Source organism: Alicyclobacillus sendaiensis NBRC 100866 (genome assembly GCF_001552675.1).
Classification (GTDB): Bacteria; Bacillota; Bacilli; order Alicyclobacillales; family Alicyclobacillaceae; genus Alicyclobacillus; species Alicyclobacillus sendaiensis.
Genome location: NZ_BCRQ01000057.1, coordinates 1 through 17,294 on the forward strand (window position 1 = coordinate 1; position 17,294 = coordinate 17,294).

Annotated in this window: 15 protein-coding genes, 1 tRNA gene and 1 pseudogene; 7 read left to right on the forward strand and 10 right to left on the reverse strand. The window is 64.1% G+C overall.

The genetic code is table 11. The annotated features are described in order from the left end of the window. Positions 1-305 precede the first annotated feature (305 nt). Complete coding sequence (gene aceA / locus AS26_RS10930; RefSeq protein WP_062309434.1) at positions 306-1,589, reverse strand: isocitrate lyase; 1,284 nt, start codon at positions 1,587-1,589, stop codon at positions 306-308. 449 nt (positions 1,590-2,038) lie between these two features. On the opposite strand from aceA, the gene AS26_RS10935 reads away from it, so the two are divergent. The 3 genes from AS26_RS10935 (at position 2,039) to AS26_RS10945 (ending at position 5,770) form a co-directional block, all read left to right on the forward strand. Further along, positions 2,039-3,406 carry a nucleotide sugar dehydrogenase gene (locus AS26_RS10935; protein ID WP_062309437.1) on the forward strand — a complete coding sequence of 456 codons (1,368 nt, stop codon included), beginning with the start codon at positions 2,039-2,041 and terminating at the stop codon, positions 3,404-3,406. Then, positions 3,403-4,788, forward strand: a complete 1,386-nt coding sequence (locus tag AS26_RS10940) for a glycosyltransferase family 4 protein (protein WP_062309439.1) — start codon at positions 3,403-3,405, stop codon at positions 4,786-4,788. Before AS26_RS10935 ends, AS26_RS10940 begins: the two co-directional genes overlap by 4 nt. A gap of 133 nt (positions 4,789-4,921) precedes the next feature. After that, positions 4,922-5,770, forward strand: coding sequence for a hypothetical protein (locus AS26_RS10945; RefSeq protein ID WP_062309442.1), 849 nt, complete (start codon positions 4,922-4,924; stop codon positions 5,768-5,770). Between the two features lie 18 nt (positions 5,771-5,788). Here the strand turns inward: AS26_RS10945 and AS26_RS14950 are convergent. Then, positions 5,789-6,710, reverse strand: a pseudogene (locus tag AS26_RS14950) (ADP-ribosylglycohydrolase family protein). Between the two features lie 150 nt (positions 6,711-6,860). Here AS26_RS14950 and AS26_RS10955 point away from each other — a divergent pair. From AS26_RS10955 to AS26_RS10965, 3 genes are all read left to right on the forward strand, one after another. Further along, positions 6,861-7,844: a beta-ketoacyl-ACP synthase III gene (locus AS26_RS10955; protein ID WP_245629736.1), complete on the forward strand. Its 984-nt coding sequence runs from the start codon at positions 6,861-6,863 to the stop codon at positions 7,842-7,844. 140 nt (positions 7,845-7,984) lie between these two features. Beyond that, the gene (locus AS26_RS10960) at positions 7,985-8,275 is read left to right on the forward strand and encodes a type II toxin-antitoxin system HicB family antitoxin (RefSeq protein ID WP_062309446.1); all 291 of its coding nucleotides are present in this window, start codon (positions 7,985-7,987) and stop codon (positions 8,273-8,275) included. Between the two features lie 98 nt (positions 8,276-8,373). Next, complete coding sequence (locus tag AS26_RS10965) at positions 8,374-9,495, forward strand: thermonuclease family protein (protein ID WP_062309449.1); 1,122 nt, start codon at positions 8,374-8,376, stop codon at positions 9,493-9,495. Between the two features lie 96 nt (positions 9,496-9,591). On the opposite strand, the gene AS26_RS10970 is transcribed toward AS26_RS10965, so the two are convergent. From AS26_RS10970 to guaB, 8 genes are all read right to left on the reverse strand, one after another. Beyond that, a tRNA-Arg gene (locus AS26_RS10970) sits at positions 9,592-9,670 on the reverse strand. Next, positions 9,661-9,894, reverse strand: coding sequence for a hypothetical protein (locus AS26_RS14270; protein ID WP_157068489.1), 234 nt, complete (start codon positions 9,892-9,894; stop codon positions 9,661-9,663). Before AS26_RS14270 ends, AS26_RS10970 begins: the two co-directional genes overlap by 10 nt. A gap of 9 nt (positions 9,895-9,903) precedes the next feature. Beyond that, positions 9,904-11,643 (reverse strand): ABC-ATPase domain-containing protein, encoded by a 1,740-nt coding sequence (locus tag AS26_RS10975; protein ID WP_062309451.1) that lies wholly within the window; start codon positions 11,641-11,643, stop codon positions 9,904-9,906. Between the two features lie 46 nt (positions 11,644-11,689). After that, on the reverse strand, positions 11,690-12,163 hold the full coding sequence (locus AS26_RS10980; RefSeq protein ID WP_062309453.1) for a hypothetical protein: 474 nt from the start codon (positions 12,161-12,163) through the stop codon (positions 11,690-11,692). 18 nt (positions 12,164-12,181) lie between these two features. Next, entirely contained in the window at positions 12,182-13,462 is a 1,281-nt protein-coding gene (gene serS, locus AS26_RS10985; RefSeq protein ID WP_062309455.1) for a serine--tRNA ligase, read from the reverse strand. Between the two features lie 19 nt (positions 13,463-13,481). Then, the gene (gene pdxT, locus AS26_RS10990) at positions 13,482-14,063 is read right to left on the reverse strand and encodes a pyridoxal 5'-phosphate synthase glutaminase subunit PdxT (RefSeq protein ID WP_062309457.1); all 582 of its coding nucleotides are present in this window, start codon (positions 14,061-14,063) and stop codon (positions 13,482-13,484) included. A 71-nt stretch (positions 14,064-14,134) separates the two neighbouring features. After that, the gene (pdxS, locus tag AS26_RS10995) at positions 14,135-15,019 is read right to left on the reverse strand and encodes a pyridoxal 5'-phosphate synthase lyase subunit PdxS (RefSeq protein WP_062309459.1); all 885 of its coding nucleotides are present in this window, start codon (positions 15,017-15,019) and stop codon (positions 14,135-14,137) included. Between the two features lie 93 nt (positions 15,020-15,112). After that, positions 15,113-16,597 (reverse strand): IMP dehydrogenase, encoded by a 1,485-nt coding sequence (guaB, locus tag AS26_RS11000; protein ID WP_062309461.1) that lies wholly within the window; start codon positions 16,595-16,597, stop codon positions 15,113-15,115. A gap of 286 nt (positions 16,598-16,883) precedes the next feature. Here guaB and AS26_RS11005 point away from each other — a divergent pair, with 286 nt between their 5' ends. Continuing rightward, positions 16,884-17,162, forward strand: coding sequence for a hypothetical protein (locus AS26_RS11005; RefSeq protein WP_062309464.1), 279 nt, complete (start codon positions 16,884-16,886; stop codon positions 17,160-17,162). Positions 17,163-17,294 lie beyond the last annotated feature (132 nt).

The window sequence follows — 17,294 nt, forward strand, 5'->3', positions numbered from 1 at the left end:
CGCGGAATTTTCAAAGATCGCGAACCTCCAGGGTTTTGGCCACCGATTCCGGTTCGCGCTCCGTGTGCCAGAGCGCTTCTTGAGTCGCCACCTTTATCAGAACCGCCCCCACCGCATTTGCCTCTCAAGGAGCTCATGCGCGAACGACCTATCGCTCCGCTTCTTATCGTCCCACCGACTTCCAAGCGCCCACACAGTCAAAAAACGGGGCCCCATCGGGCCCCAAAGAGAGTGCCATGCCGAGTTGGAACCATCCTCGCAGAGCGCCGACGTCGGGAGCCGGACCTTCGCCGACTCGGGAACCGTCACGCCTCGACAAACTGCTCCTCCTCAGTGGAACCGGTGAGCGCCGTCGTGGAGGACAGTCCGCCCGACACCACCTGCGCCACTTCATCGAAGTAGCCCGTGCCCACCTCCCGCTGATGGCGCGTCGCCGTGTAGCCGCGGGCTTCGGCCGCAAACTCCTGCTGCTGCAGATCCGAGTACGCCCCCATGCCCCGCTGGTTGTAACCGTACGCCAGCTCGAACATGCTGTAATTGAGGGCGTGGAAGCCCGCCAGCGTCACGAACTGGAACTTGTAACCGAACGACGCGATGGTCTCCTGGAACTCCTCGATGGTCTTGGGATCGAGCTTCTTCCGCCAGTTGAACGAAGGCGAGCAGTTGTACGCCAGCAGCTTATCCGGGAATTCGGCCTTGATGGCCTCCGCAAACCGCTTCGCTTCCTCAATGTTCGGCTCAGACGTCTCGCACCAAATCATGTCCGCGTACGGCGCATAGGCGAGTCCGCGGGCAATTGCGGCCTCAATGCCGCCACGGAACCGATAGAACCCTTCTGGCGTGCGCTCGCCCGTGATGAATCGCGCGTCGCGATCGTCCACATCGCTCGTGATGAGGAACGCGCCGTTGGCATCCGTTCGCGCCACGATAATGGTGGGAACACCGAGCACGTCTGCGGCAAGGCGCGCGGCGGTCAGGTTGCGCACGGCGTGGGACGTCGGGATGAGGACCTTGCCACCCATGTGGCCGCATTTCTTCTCCGACGACAGCTGATCCTCGAAGTGCACCCCCGCGGCGCCGGCTTCAATCATCATCTTCATCAGCTCGAACACGTTGAGCGGGCCGCCAAAACCCGCCTCCGCGTCGGCGACAATCGGCACCATCCAGTCGATCTCGCCCTTGCCTTCGGCGGTCTGAATCTGATCCGCGCGCAGCAGCGCGTTGTTGATGCGCCGCACGAGGCTCGGCACGCTGTTGGATGGATACAGGCTCTGGTCCGGGTACATGTGCTCGGCCAGATTGGCGTCCGCCGCCACCTGCCAGCCGCTCACGTAAATCGCCTTCAGCCCGGCCTTCACCTGTTGCACAGCTTGGTTGCCCGTCAGTGCCCCGAGCGCGCGGATGAAGCCGTCTTCATGCAGGCGCTTCCAGAGCTTCTCCGCGCCCAGTTGCGCGAGCGTGTGTTCGATGTGCACCGATCCCCGGAGGCGGATCACGTCCTCCGCGGTGTAAGCGCGCTCCACGCCCTTCCATCTCGGATCCGTCTTCCAGTGCTGTTCGAGTTCCGCCGCCGTTTTGAAGTAGGTCATCTTCCATTCCCTCCAGGTTTCATATCGCGGCGCCTGTGACATCGCGCCTGTCTCATGGCTGTTTCATGTAGGACCGCTTCGCCCTGTGCCAACTTGCCGAGGACATCAAATCCTCAAGACCCGCTTTGTAACTGCAAGGAGGTTCAGCTTCATCGCCCGTTTCTCTCATCTCCCCTCGGCCTGAGCCTCTGTTCTGGCACAATTGTATTAAAACAATGCCTGGTTTGTGAATAGTGTTTTGATACAGTTAGTGTGACAAATTTGTGACGAGTCTGAAAACAATCGCTTGCTCGCCGGCCTTCGCCGCCTTCCGCTCGAGCGATTTCTTGCAACTCATACACCAAATCTTTGCAAACTTCTCACAGTCGGTTTACGCTGGCTTGTTAGACTGCGCATAAACGAGAGACACTTGTCGTCTCGCGAGTTCCGAAACCTATGGGGGGAACCGCATGCGCACGCACATTGCAGTGGTTGGACTTGGCTATATTGGCTTGCCGCTCTCCCTCGCGTTCTGTGAGCGCGGCGAGACGGTCATTGGTGTCGACGTGGACGAGCGCAAGGTCGACGAACTCCGCCGAGGTGTCACCCACGTGATGGAGCCGTATCGAGGCGAGTCGCTCGAAAGCATCCTGCGCCGACACCTCGCGAGCGGCCGGTTCACCGCCACCACCTCGCTGGCCGAGGCCGCCGAGCGAGCCGACACGTTCATCGTCACCGTCGGCCTCCCGGTCTCCGGGGAGGTGGTGGAGAAGACTCCGCTCCTCGCCTGTATCAACGACCTCGGCCGCGTCCTTTCGGCGGGCGATCTCGTCCTCATCCGCAGCACCCTCGTCCCAGGCATGATGGAGCGCGACATCATCCCCCGCCTCGCGCCGGCGAGCGGCCTCGTGCCGGGCCGAGACTTCCACGTGGCGTACGCGCCGGAGCGCGTGGCGGAGGGCCGCGCGATGGAGGAATTCCAGACGCTCGATGTCGTCGTGGCGGGGCTTACCGACGCATGTGCCCGTCGCGCGGTGGACGTTCTCAAGCGCCTCACGGACGGCCCATTCCACAAGACGAGCCTGCGCGTCGCCGAGCTCTCCAAAGTGGTGGAAAACGCGCAGCGCGACGTCAACATCGCGTTGGCGCACGAGCTCAAAGCGGTTGCCGAACAGCACGGCGTGGACGTGTATGAGCTGATTCGCATGGCCAACACACATCCGCGCGTGCGCCTGCTCGAGCCCAACATCGGCGTCGGAGGCTTCTGCATCCCCAACGCGTACGCGTACCTCGCGGCTTCGCTGACATCGGAAGAGCACATCCCGCTCTGTTCCCTGGCGCGGCAAATCAATCTCCTGGCGCCGCACCGCGCCGCGCGCCAACTCGACGAGGCGCTGCACCGCATCGGCAAACGCCTTTCCGGGGCGCGCGTGGCACTTCTGGGCCTTGGGATGAAGGACGGATCGAACGACATTCGCCAAAGCCCGGCCATCCATTTCGCGGACATTCTCGCCGAGCGGGGCGCTAGCGTGGCCGCTTTCGATCCGACCGTCGAGCCGTACTTCCCGTTCCAGGCGGTCTCCTTGGAAGACTGCCTGGCCGATGCGGACGCCGTGGCCATCGCCGCCTGGCAGGAAGCGTTTGACACGGCGCCTTGGCCCCACCTCCTCACCCGCTGCCAGCATCCGCTCGTTGTGTTCGATCTCAAACGCCGCCTCGTACCAAGCCTCAAGCAGGCGCAGTGGCAGATTCAAGGGATCAGTCACCTGCCCTACGTCGCCACGCCGGCCCCTCAAGCGCCGGCCGAGCAGGACTGCGCGGTGGAGATGGTGCCATGAAGCGTCGACACGCGCTCATCATCTGCCACGATTTCCCGCCCGTTGGCGGCATTGCCGTCCAGCGCCCGCTCAAATTCGCAAAATATCTCGGCGAATTCGGCTGGAAGGTCACCGTGCTCACGGCCGATCACGTCTACAGCGCGACGCCCGATCCGTCGCTCCTCGACGAGATCCCAGAAGACGTCGAGATTGTGCGCGTCACGGACCCCGTGTCGAAACAGCTGACGCGCTGGTCCGGCCGCATGGTAGGCCACGGCGCGACGAGCGGCGCGACGCCCGCGCCGATGACCTCCCCCAAGGCGTCCCCGAAGCGCCCGCTGTGGAAGCGGCTCGCCTGGGGCGCGTGGAAGGGGGCCCAAACGCACGCTCTCATCCCGGACGAGTCGGTCCTGTGGGCGATTCGGGCGGGCCTCGCCGCCCCACGCATCATCCGTCAGTGCGGGATCAACTGCATCTACACGACGTCCGGGCCACAGAGCACCCATCTCGCGGGCCTCGTCGCCTCCGCGTTCGCGCGAACGCCCTGGATTGCGGATTTCCGGGATCCCTGGACGGACAACCTTCACTTCCACCACCGCGGCTGGCGCGCGGCGCTCGAGCGGAGACTCGAAGGCGCGGTCTTCGCGCGCGCAGCGGCCATTGTGACGGTCACCGACGGGTTCTGGCGCCTCTTCGCGGCGAAATACCCGCACCGCGCGCTCGACATTCACGTCATTCGCAACGGCGTGGACGAGGCGGATTTTCCGCCCGCGCCCGCCAGGCGGCGCGGCGAAGGGGAGCCGTTCACGTTCTTCTACGGCGGCATCCTGTATCCCGGCCGATCCGCCGACGCCCTGTTTCAGGCCGTGCATCACCTGCTTCAGAGCCGCCAGGTCCACGCAGACGGCATTCGCCTTCAGTTCGCCGGCGTGCTCGACTATCCCGGCCATGACCACCACGCCCGCCTCATCCGCCAGCTCGGCCTGGAAACCGTCGTGGAGCCGCTCGGTTACCTCCCGCGCCGCGAGGCGCTTGCGCGCATGCTGGCCGCCGACGCGACGCTTCTCATCGGCGATCAGTCGGAGCAAGCCAAAGACTACGTGCCCGGCAAGCTGTACGAGTACCTGTACGCGGGCCGCCCCGTCCTGGCCATGCTCCGCGAAGGCGAAGCTGCGGACCTCATCCGCCGCGAGCAGGCGGGCATCATCGTGCCGCCGGACCATCCCAACGCCATCGCGCGGGCGATGCTCCAACTCATGGCGAAGCCTTGCGGCGAGCGGCGCACGTGGAATCAGGCCTACAGCCGCCGAGCGCAGGCGCAGCAACTCGCCCGCCTGATGGACGACATGCTGGCGCTCCAGACCGAGGCCGTCGCCTGGTCGTCCATGTCCTGGGACGCCTGACGGCGCGCTTTTCACCTCAACCCCCGCCTTCCAAGGGCTCGCCGCGGCGGGCCCTTGTTGCCGAAAAGACCCCAGTCTTCCGCGCCCTGGCGTGCTATAATTTCTCCAACGCTTCGTGGACAAGGAGGATAGCATGGCTATCCAAGGATGGTTCTCTCGCGCCGCTTGCGCCGCGGCTCTCGCCGCCGTTTGCGCTGTTTCCACCGCTTGCGGCTCACCCAGCACGCCGACGCAGTGGACGGTCATCAACCACTGGATGATTGACGCCGTCACCACCAAACAGGCGCCGCTTGCGCTTCAATGCCTGCTCATCGACGTCAACCCCACCGCGCAGAGCGTCGTCTCTTCCGCGCAGCTCCAGACGCCAAGTCTCTATACGCGCACCTTTGCCCAGCGGGAAGTCCAGCTCGGGGCGGACACCCTCGAGTTCCAGCTGCACTTCAATGCCATCGCCCGGCGATCCATCCGCGGCGCTGAGCCCACGCTCACCATCGCGACGCCGCGTTGGACACACAGCTTTTCGTTCGGCGAAATGGACGTCATGCTCGTGCAAAAGCGCGTGGAGTGGCTCCTGCCCCTGCGCAGCTTCGCCGGGCAGAGCGGCGCCTTTTCGACCTCTCACGTCTTCGCGATGGCCGTCAAGAATCCACGGCCCCATGCCGTCACGTTCGACGGTTTCGCCGTGGGAGGCGGCGTCGAGATCGAGCGCACCGCCTACGTGGTGCATCCGTCCGAGCTTCCCCTCGACATTCCGCACCAAGCGAGAGATCTGCGCGCGCCGCTTGTCATCGCGCCCGGCCAGACGGTGGCGCTCTACTGCACCTTCCGCCAGCCTTCTGTCTACCGAAACGTGTATTTTCAGCCTGCGCTCCAGTTGACCTACCAAGGCCAGTCCGGCTATGAGCTGACCAATCCAGCGCTCTACACGGAGACCAAGTTCAAGGGCGATCCGACGGCCATCTACCCGACCGTGAACGGCTGACCGCGCCCCGGCTCCCGCTCACGTCCGAAGCCGCCATTCCACCAACCGTTCGATGAGCGGCTCAACCCTCTCGCTCCCGCGCAGACGTCGCCGCCACCTACCTGGAATGCGCGACTCGCCAAACGCGATGCCGGCGAGCCCGCCCGCCACGGCTGCGTTCGTGTCCGTGTCGCGCCCGAGCTGAATCGCCCGCTTCACCGCGCCCTCGTAGCTCGCCTCTCGGAGCGCCAGTCGAGCCGCGTGGAGCGTGTGCACCACGTAACCGTCCCCGTTTGTCACCGGAGGCTCATGCGGGCGCACCTCCTCGTCGAGCGACCGACGATAGGCCGATCCGGCCTCGTACAACTCGTAAAGCCGTGCCACCGCGTCTTGAAAGGCCTCACTCGGCGCTCGGCCATGAAGGAGGCGGCGCGCCCACAGGCAGTAGAGCGCGCAACACACCTGATTGGTGACGTGGCCGTGCGTCACGCGCGCCTGCCGGTGTGCGTCTGCGACGAGCGACGCGTCATCGCCCCGATGCCACAGGGCTAAAGGCAGGACCCGCATCAAGGCGCCGTTGCCTTTGCCTTCCGGAAGCACGAAGCCCGCCTGGTCCGGGTCTGTCCCGTTCTTCAACGCGCGGATGGCCATCGCTGTCTGGCGCCCTATCCCAAGCGACCGTCCAAAGGCCCTCGTCGTGCCACGCCACGAGCCGCGCGGTAAAATCCGCCGGATCGAACCGGCCGCACGTGAGGAGGGACTCCAAGAGGCACAGCGCCTGCGCGCCGTCGTCCGACCACGTCCCAGGTGGAACCGCATGCAACCTTGAGATGCCCTCTGGCGGCTCCATCTCCATCTCGTCCCACGGCGGGATCGCTTCCGGTTCGAGCCACTCATATGGCACGCCGAGCGCATCGCCAATCAAGAGTCCCCACATGCCCCCGCGAATGCGGTCCTCCATGTTCACGCCTCCCGCCTGCCCTGTTCGATACCCATTGTAACCGCTCCCACGTTCTGTGCATGAGATGAGGCAAAACCGTCAATTTCGTCACCAAACTGGCGCACTTTCCCCCCTGTCGCGTCTCCTGTTGGCTGTTATACTGGCGAAGAGGTGAATGGATTGTATAGAGCCGTGATTCGCGGCGTCGGCTCCTATCTGCCGGAGACGCGCCTCACCAATGTGGAGATTGAACAAATGGTCGAAACGTCTGATGAGTGGATTCGGACCCGCACAGGCATTGCCGAGCGGCGCATCGCGGGCCCGGACGAGGCCACCTCGGACTTCGCGTACTTCGCGGCCAAGGCCGCGCTCGACGATGCGGGCCTGTCCCCGGAAGACGTGGATCTCATCATCGTGGCGACGGAGACCCCGGACTACCTGTTGCCACCGGTCGCCTGCCAGGTGCAGGCGAGGCTTGGCTGTCGCAACATCGGCGCGTTTGATCTGCACGCCACATGCGCGGGGTTCTTGTCCGCACTCCAGGTGGCGGAACAGTTCGTGAAATCGGGCGTGCACGAGCACGTGCTCATCGTCGGCGCCGACACGCTGTCGCGCTTCACGGATTACACGGATCGCGGCACGTGCATCTTGTTCGCCGACGGCGCCGGCGCGTTCGTCGTCTCGCGCGGCGAGGAGCAAAGCGGCGAGGGCGTGATCGCCACCACGATTCACGCGGACGGTACCTACTTCCACAACCTATACATCCCCGGCGGCGGTAGCAGGACGCCGTATGGCGAGGGCGCCAAGGCCAAGATTGTGATGGACGGTCGGAAGATTTTTAAGCTCGCCGTGAACGTGATGGCCTCCACCGTCGAGGAACTCCTCGAGAAGACCGGAAGGAAGAAGGACGAGATCGACTGGCTCATCCCGCACCAGGCCAACCAGCGTATTATCGACGCAGTGGCGGAGAGCCTGGACTTCCCGCCGGAGAAGGTCGTGAGCACCATCCAGAACATCGGCAACAACTCGTCGGCGACGATTCCCATCGCGGTGGACACCGCTATTCGCGATGGGCGCATCCGGCGGGGCGATCTGCTCATGCTGGTGGCGTTCGGCGGCGGCTTGGTGTGGGGCGGCGCGATGGTGGCGTATTGAGCGCAGAACGAGGGGCGGCGGCAAGGCCAAACCGCCGCCCGGCGCGCGGGCCAGTTGGGACTTCTGCCACGCCTCTGGCCGCCTCGTGCTTCAACCGCCCAAACGACAGCGCGTACCTCGGTACGCGAGTTTGGAGGAACATGTATGCGCACCTGCGCATATCTGGCCATTTTGAACCTTACGAGGATGGAAGCTACGTCGTCTACTTCCCAGACCTCCCCGGTTGCGTCACGCAAGGTGACGATCTGACCGACGCGATGCGCATGGCCCAAGAGGCCCTGTCTCTGCACCTGTACGGCATGGACCGAGACGGAGTTCCCTTCCCCCCGCCTTCCGCGCTCACCGAGATCGACATTCCGGACGACCTTCATCCCGCGTCAGTTGTCCGTCTTGTCTTTCCTGCCCAACTGGATGGCTTGACCACTTTTTGATGGTCGTTTACAATATCGCATATCTCTCTGGATATTCGCTTCCAAATCGTTGCTGATTCCCAAGCCATCCATCTTGTAAGGGAGGAGATACGTTTCGAATGAAGCGTTGGGGTTCGTGGTCCTTGGCCGTCGCCTGTTTTGCGTCGTGTCTATTTGCAGCGAATGCACCGAGCGCACAGGCTCAAAGTTCCGCAGTTTTGCATGCCCCGAAGGGGCTTACGGCCGCGACGGTTTTGCGGGACATCGACGGCGACACCCTTCAGGTTCGGGTCGGATCGAAAAACGAAACCGTGCGCATGCTCCTCATTGACGCGCCCGAAGAAGTCGCTCCAAACAAGCCGATCGAGCCGTTCGCGCGAGAGGCGGCGAATTACGCAAAGCGGCTACTCCCCCCAGGTCGGCGTATTTGGTTGCAGGTAGGGCGACCCGGGCACACGCGCGACAAATACGGTCGCTTGCTCGCATACGTCTGGCTGTCGAACACGGATTTGTTCAATTGGGACATTGTAGATCAGGGCTTGGCCCGGATTGCGTACGTCAACCCTCCGAACACGGATTACCTGGCACAGCTCAACGCGGCGCAAAATGACGCGAAGTCGCACCATCGGGGCATTTGGAGCATCCCAGGCTACGTGACCGCACAAGGATTCAACGTCGACGCGGCCAACCGTTGGCTGCAGACACAGTCAAGATCCCAGCAGAACGCGGGCGGCGCGCAAGCGGCGCAAAGCCCTGGTTCTTTAGGCAACGCAGGCCCGAGCGTCACTTCGCCGAGCACATCTGCAACTTCGAGAGGCGCGCCGACTACAGCCGCAGGCTCGAATGCCTCAGCCGGCGGTAAGAGCTTCGGCTCACCTCCATCTGAGATGGGGGGTGTTAGGTCCTCTTCTTCAGGAGAGATCTCCGGCACGTCGATCGGGCGGTCGAACGCTTCCCCGGGACATAGCCAGTCGCTCACGGTCGTTTCCTCCAACCTCAATGTGCAGCGAGGCGGATATGCGTCTGTGACGATTCAGACCGTGCCGGGCGCCCTGGGAACCATTGAGGTGGACTACAAGACTGGCCCGAGTCACGCGAGCGGCCTCGAGCCAAAGACGGCCGACAGCTCGGGGCTCATCACCTGGCAGTGGCGAGTCGGCTCGTCCACTACGCCTGGACAGTGGCCCGTGATCATCTCCGCAAACGGACGGACCGTCAAGCTCATGCTGTCGGTCAGCTGAATCGCGAACATTTGCAAGGAGATTTGCAAATAGATACGGACACGAAAAAGCGCGGACACTCCGACCTCGGAGAATCCGCGCCACCACTTTCTTTTCTGGCGCACCCGGCAGGACTCGAACCTGCGCAAGACGCGGTTTAGGAAACCACCGCTCTATCCTACTGAGCTACGGGTGCACGCCTGCACGTGCGCAGCGCAGACGCCGCTGAAGCGCCCTGCGAAACGCACATACATTATACCCCAAGCCCGGCACACCCGCAAAGGAAATTTCCTGCCCCGGCGTGGCGCCATCCGCGTGGCGTGTCCCAGCAAACCCGGTACCGCCCGCCACCACCCCGAGGTTTTCCATGTGCTCCTCAAGCGTGTCGCACGCCGCAAGTCCCTGCTTCTTCGACCCCATTTCACCCTATCAGGCGCGTGAAGCGGGCCCTTCGCCGCTTGTGTGTCGCTGCTCGCACCTTAGCGTCCGCAGCCGGTTGAGCGCGGCTGCGAGTTCGTAGCGGCGAGGGCGGGCGAGATCGCCCGGGTGGCCTTGGCGCAAGGAGATGGAACCTAAGCCTTCTCGGTCCCACTGCGCCTCGAGGGCGTCGAGCAGTTCGCGAACCGTGAGCCCTTTTGTGAGCCAGCCTTTGCGCTCCAGGTACAGGAGCGCCGCGGCAATAGCGCGCGTCTGGCTGTCGTCGACGATCTGCTCCAACGCGTGCAGCGCGATCTCGGTCGCGCCGTACTGGATGGCATGCCGCCCGCGCACCGCCACCTTCGACTTGTGGCCGCGCTGGCTGTTCAGGCTGTCGGGCTGCGGAATGCGCTCCCGGATGGCGCCGAACGAGTCGCCGCCCTCCGGCCGACGCGTTGTCGGCATGGCGGCCGCGATGCGCTTGGCTTCCTCGGTGACGTCTTGCGGCACGTACGCCTCCATCTTGATGACGCAGTCGGCGATGTCGAAGTAGTCGCCGAGTCCTCCGACGACGAGCACGGTCGAGATGCCGTACTCGTCGAACAGCTGCCTCGCCTTGTCGATATAAGGCGTGATGGGCTCGCCCGCTTTCGCCACGAGCGCCTGCATGCGGGCGTCGCGGACGAGGAGGTTCGTCGCGCTCGTGTCCTCATCGATGAGAAATGCCGTGGCGCCCGCCTCCATCATCTCGACGAAGTTCGCCGCCTGCGAGGTGCTGCCGCTCGCGTCCTCCGTCGAGAAGCGCGTCGTGTCCTTGCCGCCAGGCAGCGCGCCGATGAGCGGCGAGATGTCCACCTGCGCCACGCTGCGCCCGTCCTCTGCCCGGATTTTCACGGCGCCTGCATCGGTGATGACGAACTCGCGCCCATCGCCGGCGACGTGATCGTATACGCCGTGCTCGAGCGCCTCGAGGAGCGTCGTCTTGCCGTGGAAGCCGCCGCCGACGATGAGCGTGATGCCGCGGCGAATGCCCATGCCGCGAAGCGGCTCGTTGCGGTGCGGCACGGGGATGGCAATCTCGAGCTCGGGCGGACTCTGAAACGGCACCGCGCCCCGGCGCATCGGCCTGTCGCTCACGCCGCTCTCGCGCGGCAGGATGGAGCCGTTCGCGACAAAGGCCACGAGGCCGTGGTCGCGCAAATACCGGCGAATGGCCTGCTGCTGATCCGCGAGTTCCACCGCAGGGCGAATGTCCTCCTCGCGCAGCCCGTACACGGCGCGCTCCACGGCAGCGGGAAGGTGCGCGCACAGCATCTCCTCCGCCTCGCGCCCGAGCACGCGCCTGCCGGCGGCCGGCAGGCCGACGGAGAGGCAGATGACGATCTCGTCCCGCCCAATCTGCACTGCCGTCCGCTCCAGCACCTTCTGCCCCGGCGCGTCGATGGCCAAAAGCCCGCTTTTCCCCGTCCCGCGCGCGCGACCTGCCAGGCGGCGCAGCGCTTCGTCCATGCGCCGCGCAAGAAGGTCCTCACAGCGGACCCGGCGCCATGGCGCATCGATCCAAGCGTCGCTGACCGCGGTCTTGGCCCGCGGCACGATAACGCGCACCTTGGATGGATCCGCGAATGGATCGCCCTGGACGTGATCGACGGCGAGGGTAAACGCGGGAAAGGCGTACGCCCCCTCGAGATCCTTGTACGCCTTGTACCCGCGGCCGTCGATCGAATGCAACAGGCGCCGCAACGCCTCCATGGGCTGGCGCCTAGTTTCCGAACGCACGCCTCGTTCCAACTTGCCGCTACTCCCCCCGTCGCTTCCACAGCGACCGGACTTCCGACGTCCGGCCCTTCATGTCGATCTCGACATGCGCCAAATCGATCACCAAGGCCCCTTCGGTGCAGGAAAACGCGTTGAGCTTGAGCGCAATACCGAGCGGTTCGAGCAGGCTCGCCACGTTCAGCCGCAGGCTCTGGCGGAGCACCTCAATGCCCTGCGGCGCATCCTTCATGGCCTCCTGCAAGCTCATCTGCACGATGGCAGGCGGGATGTTCACGAGCTTGCGCGCTGCAATCTCAATCGAAATCTCGCCCTTGTCCGCGCTGCACGTCGGCCGGGCTGCGAAGTCGATATTCCACATGAGAAATTTGAACTGGCCGCGCACGCCGTCCGGCTGGATGGCGAGAATGCGCAGTGAGACGTCCGGTGCGAACTCGGCAATCATCGAATTCAGGTCGTCCGCGGACAGCCGCACGCGAATGTTGGAGATTCGCACCCGACACCCCTCCCTGCCTCAGCCCTTGGCAATCCGCTCGATCCCGCCCATATACGGCACAAGCGCGCGCGGGATGACGACCGATCCGTCCTCCTGCTGGTAGTTTTCCAGGATGGCGGCCACCGTGCGGCCAATGGCGAGGCCCGAGCCGTTCAGCGTATGCACGAACTCCGGCTTGCCCCGCTCTTCCCGGCGAAACCGCAGATTCGCGCGCCGCGCCTGGTAGTCTTCGAAGTTCGTGCAGCTCGAGATCTCGCGGTATCGATTCTGCGCCGGAAGCCACACCTCGATGTCGTACTTCTTCGCGTCCTTCGCGCCGAGATCGCCCGTGCAGATTTCAATCCGGCGGTACGGAAGCTCGAGCGCCTCGAGCACCGCCTCCGCCTCGCGCGTCAGCTGCTCCAGGACCTCGTACGACTGCTCCGGCAGGCACAGATTGACGAGCTCCACCTTCTGGAACTGATGCAAGCGAATCAGCCCGCGCGTGTCCTTCCCGGCCGATCCGGCCTCTGAGCGGAAGCAGGCCGAATAGCCCGCGAATTTGACCGGCAGTTGATCAGCAGACAAAATTTCGTCCCGGTAGTAGTTCGTGAGCGGCACTTCGGCCGTCGGGATGAGGTAGTAAGGGAGCCCCTCGATCTTGAACATCTCGTCGCCGAACTTCGGCAGGTTGCCCGTGCCGATGAGGCTCTCCTCGTTCGCGATGAACGCGGGAAACATCTCCGTGTACCCGTGCCGCTCCACGTGGAAGTCGAGCATGAAGTTCGCGAGCGCCCGCTCCAACCGCGCGCCGAGCCCCTTGTACAGGACGAAGCGGCTGCCCGTGATCTTCACGGCGCGCTCGCTGTCGACGATGTCGAGCGCCTCCGCAATCTCCCAGTGCGGCTTCGGCTCAAAGGAGAACTGCGGAAGATCTCCCCACGTCTTGACGACCGGGTTGTCCTCCTCCGACTCGCCGTCCGGCACCGAGTCGTGCGGCACGTTCGGCAGCGCGAGCAGGAGATCCCGCACCTCCCGCTCGAGCACCCGCACCTCTTCGTCAAGGGCCTGAATGCGATCCGACACCTCGCGCATCCGCGCGATGTCCTCGCTCGCATCCTCGCCTTGCCGCTTCTTGCGCGCAATGGCTTCGGAGGTCTGATTGCGCAGCGCCTTCAACCGCTCCACTTCGCCGAGCGCCTCGCGCCATTTGGCGTCCGCCTCGAGCAGCCGGTCGATCTCGGCCGGATCGACCTTCTTCCGCTGCAATTTCGCCTTGAACACGTCGGGTTGTTGCCGTATGGCTCGGATGTCTAACATGTCACACCTCGCGCTTCGGTCAATGTGCCACCGGCGCCTGCGCCATATTCAAGAAGTACTGGTGCAGGCGGTAGTCGTCCGTGAGCTCCGGGTGGAACGAAGTGGCAAGGAGATTCCCCTGCCGCACCGCCACAATGCGATCCTCGTACGTGGCGAGAACCTCCACACCCTCGCCCACGGACACGATGTGCGGCGCGCGGATGAACACGGCCGGGAACGGGGGTGCGCCAATGGCCGGGATGTCAATGTCGGCCTCAAACGACTCGCGCTGCCGCCCGAACGAGTTGCGGCGGACGGTCACGTCCATCAGGCCAAGGTGGACCGTGTCTTCTCCCTCGATGCGCTTGGCGAGCACAATCATCCCGGCGCAGGTGCCGTAGATGGGCTTGCCCGCGCGCGCCAGCTCGCGGACGGGCTCCAGCATGTCGTACTCCCGCATGAGCTTGCCGATGGCCGTCGATTCCCCGCCGGGGATCACGACTCCGTCAACGCCCTCGAGATCTCGCGCCCACTTGGCTTCGCGAGCGTCCGCGCCAAGCTGCCTCAGAGCCGCGATGTGCTCCCGAAAGGCGCCCTGCACCGCAATGACGGCAATCTTCATGGCCCATCCTCCTCTCTCATGTGGAAGAGCCGGCGGGCCTTCGCCCCCGGCTCTCGCAGGCGTCAAGTCTGTCACCAGCCGCGAACCGCCATGCGCTCCTCCTCGCGCAGCGTCGCGAGGTCGATGCCCTGCATGGCCTGCCCGAGGTTCTTGGACAGGTGCGCCAACAGCTCGTAGTCCTGATAATGCGTCACGGCCTGAACGATGGCGCGCGCGTACTTCTCCGGGTTCTCCGACTTGAAGATGCCGGATCCCACGAACACGCCGTCCGAACCGAGCTCCATCATGAGCGCGGCGTCCGCCGGCGTCGCGATCCCGCCCGCCGCAAAGTTGACCACGGGCAGGCGGCCGAGATCGTGCACCTGCTTGAGCAGATGATACGGCGCGCCGAGATTCTTCGCCTCGGCGTACAGCTCGTCCTCCGACATCGCCTGAACGCGGCGGATGGCCGACTGCATCATGCGCTGATGGCGCACGGCCTCGACAATGTTACCCGTGCCCGGCTCGCCCTTCGTGCGGATCATCGACGCGCCCTCAGCGATGCGGCGCAGGGCCTCGCCGAGATCGCGCGCGCCGCAGACGAACGGAACGGTGAACTTCGTCTTGTCGATGTGGTGCTTCTCGTCGGCCGGGGTGAGGACTTCGCTCTCGTCGATGTAGTCGACGCCCATCGCCTCGAGAATGCGCGCCTCCACGATGTGCCCAATGCGGCACTTCGCCATAACCGGAATGGAGACGGCGTTCATGACCTCCTCGATAATGGCCGGATCAGCCATGCGGGCCACGCCGCCCGCCTTACGGATATCCGACGGAACCCGCTCCAGCGCCATGACTGCGACGGCGCCGGCAGCCTCCGCAATCTTCGCCTGCTCCGCGTTGACGACGTCCATGATGACGCCGCCCTTCTGCATCTCCGCCATGCCGCGCTTGACGCGATCCGTGCCGACATTCGCCATGCCGCATCCCCCTCTGTATTGCAACCGGAACCAACCGGTGAGTGGTTGAAGACCTAACGATTATTGTAGTACAGCGCAGGACCTCTTGCCACGTCAAATCGAATAGTTCGGCGCCTCTTTGGTGATCTGCACGTCGTGCGGATGGCTCTCGCGCAGACCCGCTGACGTGATCTGCACCATCTGGCTCTTTTCCTGCAGATCCTGGATAGTCGCGCACCCTGTGTACCCCATGCCGCTTCGCAGGCCGCCGACGAGCTGATACAGCGTGTCGCTCACCGGGCCGCGGTACGCCACGCGCCCCTCGATGCCTTCCGGCACGAGCTTCTTCGTGTCCCCTTCCGACTGGTCGCCTTGGAAGTACCGGTCGCCCGATCCGGCCCGCATCGCGCCGATGGACCCCATGCCGCGGTACACCTTGAACTGACGGCCCTGGTAGATCTCGATCTCGCCCGGGCTCTCCGCGGTCCCTGCGAGCAGGCTTCCAATCATCACGGAGCTGGCGCCGGCCGAGATGGCCTTGACAATGTCGCCGGAGTACTTGATGCCGCCATCCGCGATGACGGGGATGCCGCGCTTGCGCGCCACGTTCGCGCAATCGTAAATCGCCGTGACCTGGGGGACGCCGACGCCCGCCACCACGCGGGTCGTGCAGATGGAACCCGGTCCGATGCCGACCTTCACCGCATTGACGCCCGCGTCCATGAGCGCCTCGCAGCCCGCTGCCGTCGCCACGTTGCCGCCGATGAGCTGGATGTCTGGATAGCGCGACCGGATCTCGCGAATCACCTTCAGCACGAACTCCGAATGCCCGTGCGCGGTATCCACGACAATGACGTCACAGTGCGCGGCCACGAGCGCGTCGACGCGATCCATCACATCCGGCGATACCGTCACAGCCGCACCGACCAACAGGCGTCCCTGCGCGTCCTTCGCCGCATTCGGGAAGCGGCGAGCGTTCTCAATGTCCTTGATGGTGATGAGACCCCGCAGGTTGCCGTCGCCATCGACGAGCGGAAGCTTCTCGATCTTGTGCCGCTGCAGAATCTCCTTCGCCTCCGCCAGCGTCGTGCCGACCGGCGCGGTGATGAGATTCTCGCGGGTCATGACTTCCCCGATGGGTCGCGAATCGTCCCGTTCAAAGCGCAGATCCCGGTTGGTGATGATGCCAATCAGCTTCTGCGATCCACATTCCACAATCGGCACACCCGAGATGCGGTATTTGCTCATGAGGGCCTCTGCGTCGCGCAAGGGCTTGTCCGGCGTGAGGTAGATGGGATTGGTGATGACGCCGCTCTCGGAGCGTTTGACGCGATCGACCTCTTCGGCCTGCGCCTCGATGGACATGTTCTTGTGGATGATGCCGATCCCGCCCTCGCGCGCCATCGCGATAGCCATCGGCGATGTGGTGACGGTATCCATGGCCGCCGACACGATGGGAATATTGAGGCGGATGTCCGTAGTCAACCGGGTGGAAACGTCCACGTCTCGCGGAAGCACAGTCGAGTGAGCCGGCAACAACAGCACGTCGTCGAAGGTCAGGGCTTCCCCTACGAATTTCTGTTCCCAGGCGCTCGTCACGGTGGTTCCTCCTCTTCATCTCGCGCTCTGCGCATGGCGTCCCGAAAATATTGTGAGCAGTATAACAACCGCCTATGGGGGTGTCAATGCGGTGATTTTTGCGCCGCCGCGCCTTCGGGAGTAAAGGTCACACATTTGTCAAGATGACAAAACCATCGATAATCGTCACAATGAACGCAGATGTCAAACGACGCCTTGCCGGCAGTGGAGTCCGTCGCTGCTGTGGAATCGGTTGCACCTGTATCGAAGGCATACTACGCTTAAAGCGAAAGGGAGGGTGTCCTCGATGACTGAACCATGGTGGCCCGAAACCCCAGAAGCGGCTGCGGCTCGCTTTGCGTGGATCGGACTTGGCGTTTCGCTGCTAGGCTTTGTCCTCTGCTGGATTCCTTTTCTCGGCATCTTCTTCGGACATGTGTTCGGCATCGCGAGTTTGGTGCTCGCCGTGATTGCGCTACTCCGACCTTTCACGCCGCCGTTCGCGAGGCTGGGCGCCGTTCTGGCTCTGCTTCTTGCGCTCATTACGCTCGCGCTGAAAGCGATCCCGGTGGTGAACCTTCTGTAGGAAGTTCAGCCGGCGAAACCTCATCGGACTCCGATCATGAAAGACTCCGAGTGCGTATCCACGCCTCGAGCGAATGCCGGCGGACCGCTTACACCGCCTCGCGTTGTACGCGGATGACCAGGAATACGACAA

What these genes read in the sequence shown, in the direction of transcription:
- AS26_RS10935 (WP_062309437.1), top strand. Translation starts at nt 2,039, where the DNA reads ATGCGCACGCACATTGCAGTGGTTGGACTTGGCTATATTGGCTTGCCG.
- AS26_RS10960 (WP_062309446.1), top strand. Translation starts at nt 7,985, where the DNA reads ATGTATGCGCACCTGCGCATATCTGGCCATTTTGAACCTTACGAGGAT.
- serS (WP_062309455.1), bottom strand. Translation starts at nt 13,462, where the DNA reads ATGTTAGACATCCGAGCCATACGGCAACAACCCGACGTGTTCAAGGCG.
- AS26_RS10975 (WP_062309451.1), bottom strand. Translation starts at nt 11,643, where the DNA reads ATGGAGGCGTTGCGGCGCCTGTTGCATTCGATCGACGGCCGCGGGTAC.
- pdxS (WP_062309459.1), bottom strand. Translation starts at nt 15,019, where the DNA reads ATGGCGAATGTCGGCACGGATCGCGTCAAGCGCGGCATGGCGGAGATG.
- AS26_RS10965 (WP_062309449.1), top strand. Translation starts at nt 8,374, where the DNA reads ATGAAGCGTTGGGGTTCGTGGTCCTTGGCCGTCGCCTGTTTTGCGTCG.
- aceA (WP_062309434.1), bottom strand. Translation starts at nt 1,589, where the DNA reads ATGACCTACTTCAAAACGGCGGCGGAACTCGAACAGCACTGGAAGACG.
- AS26_RS10940 (WP_062309439.1), top strand. Translation starts at nt 3,403, where the DNA reads ATGAAGCGTCGACACGCGCTCATCATCTGCCACGATTTCCCGCCCGTT.
- AS26_RS14270 (WP_157068489.1), bottom strand. Translation starts at nt 9,894, where the DNA reads ATGGGGTCGAAGAAGCAGGGACTTGCGGCGTGCGACACGCTTGAGGAG.
- AS26_RS10945 (WP_062309442.1), top strand. Translation starts at nt 4,922, where the DNA reads ATGGCTATCCAAGGATGGTTCTCTCGCGCCGCTTGCGCCGCGGCTCTC.
- AS26_RS11005 (WP_062309464.1), top strand. Translation starts at nt 16,884, where the DNA reads ATGACTGAACCATGGTGGCCCGAAACCCCAGAAGCGGCTGCGGCTCGC.
- pdxT (WP_062309457.1), bottom strand. Translation starts at nt 14,063, where the DNA reads ATGAAGATTGCCGTCATTGCGGTGCAGGGCGCCTTTCGGGAGCACATC.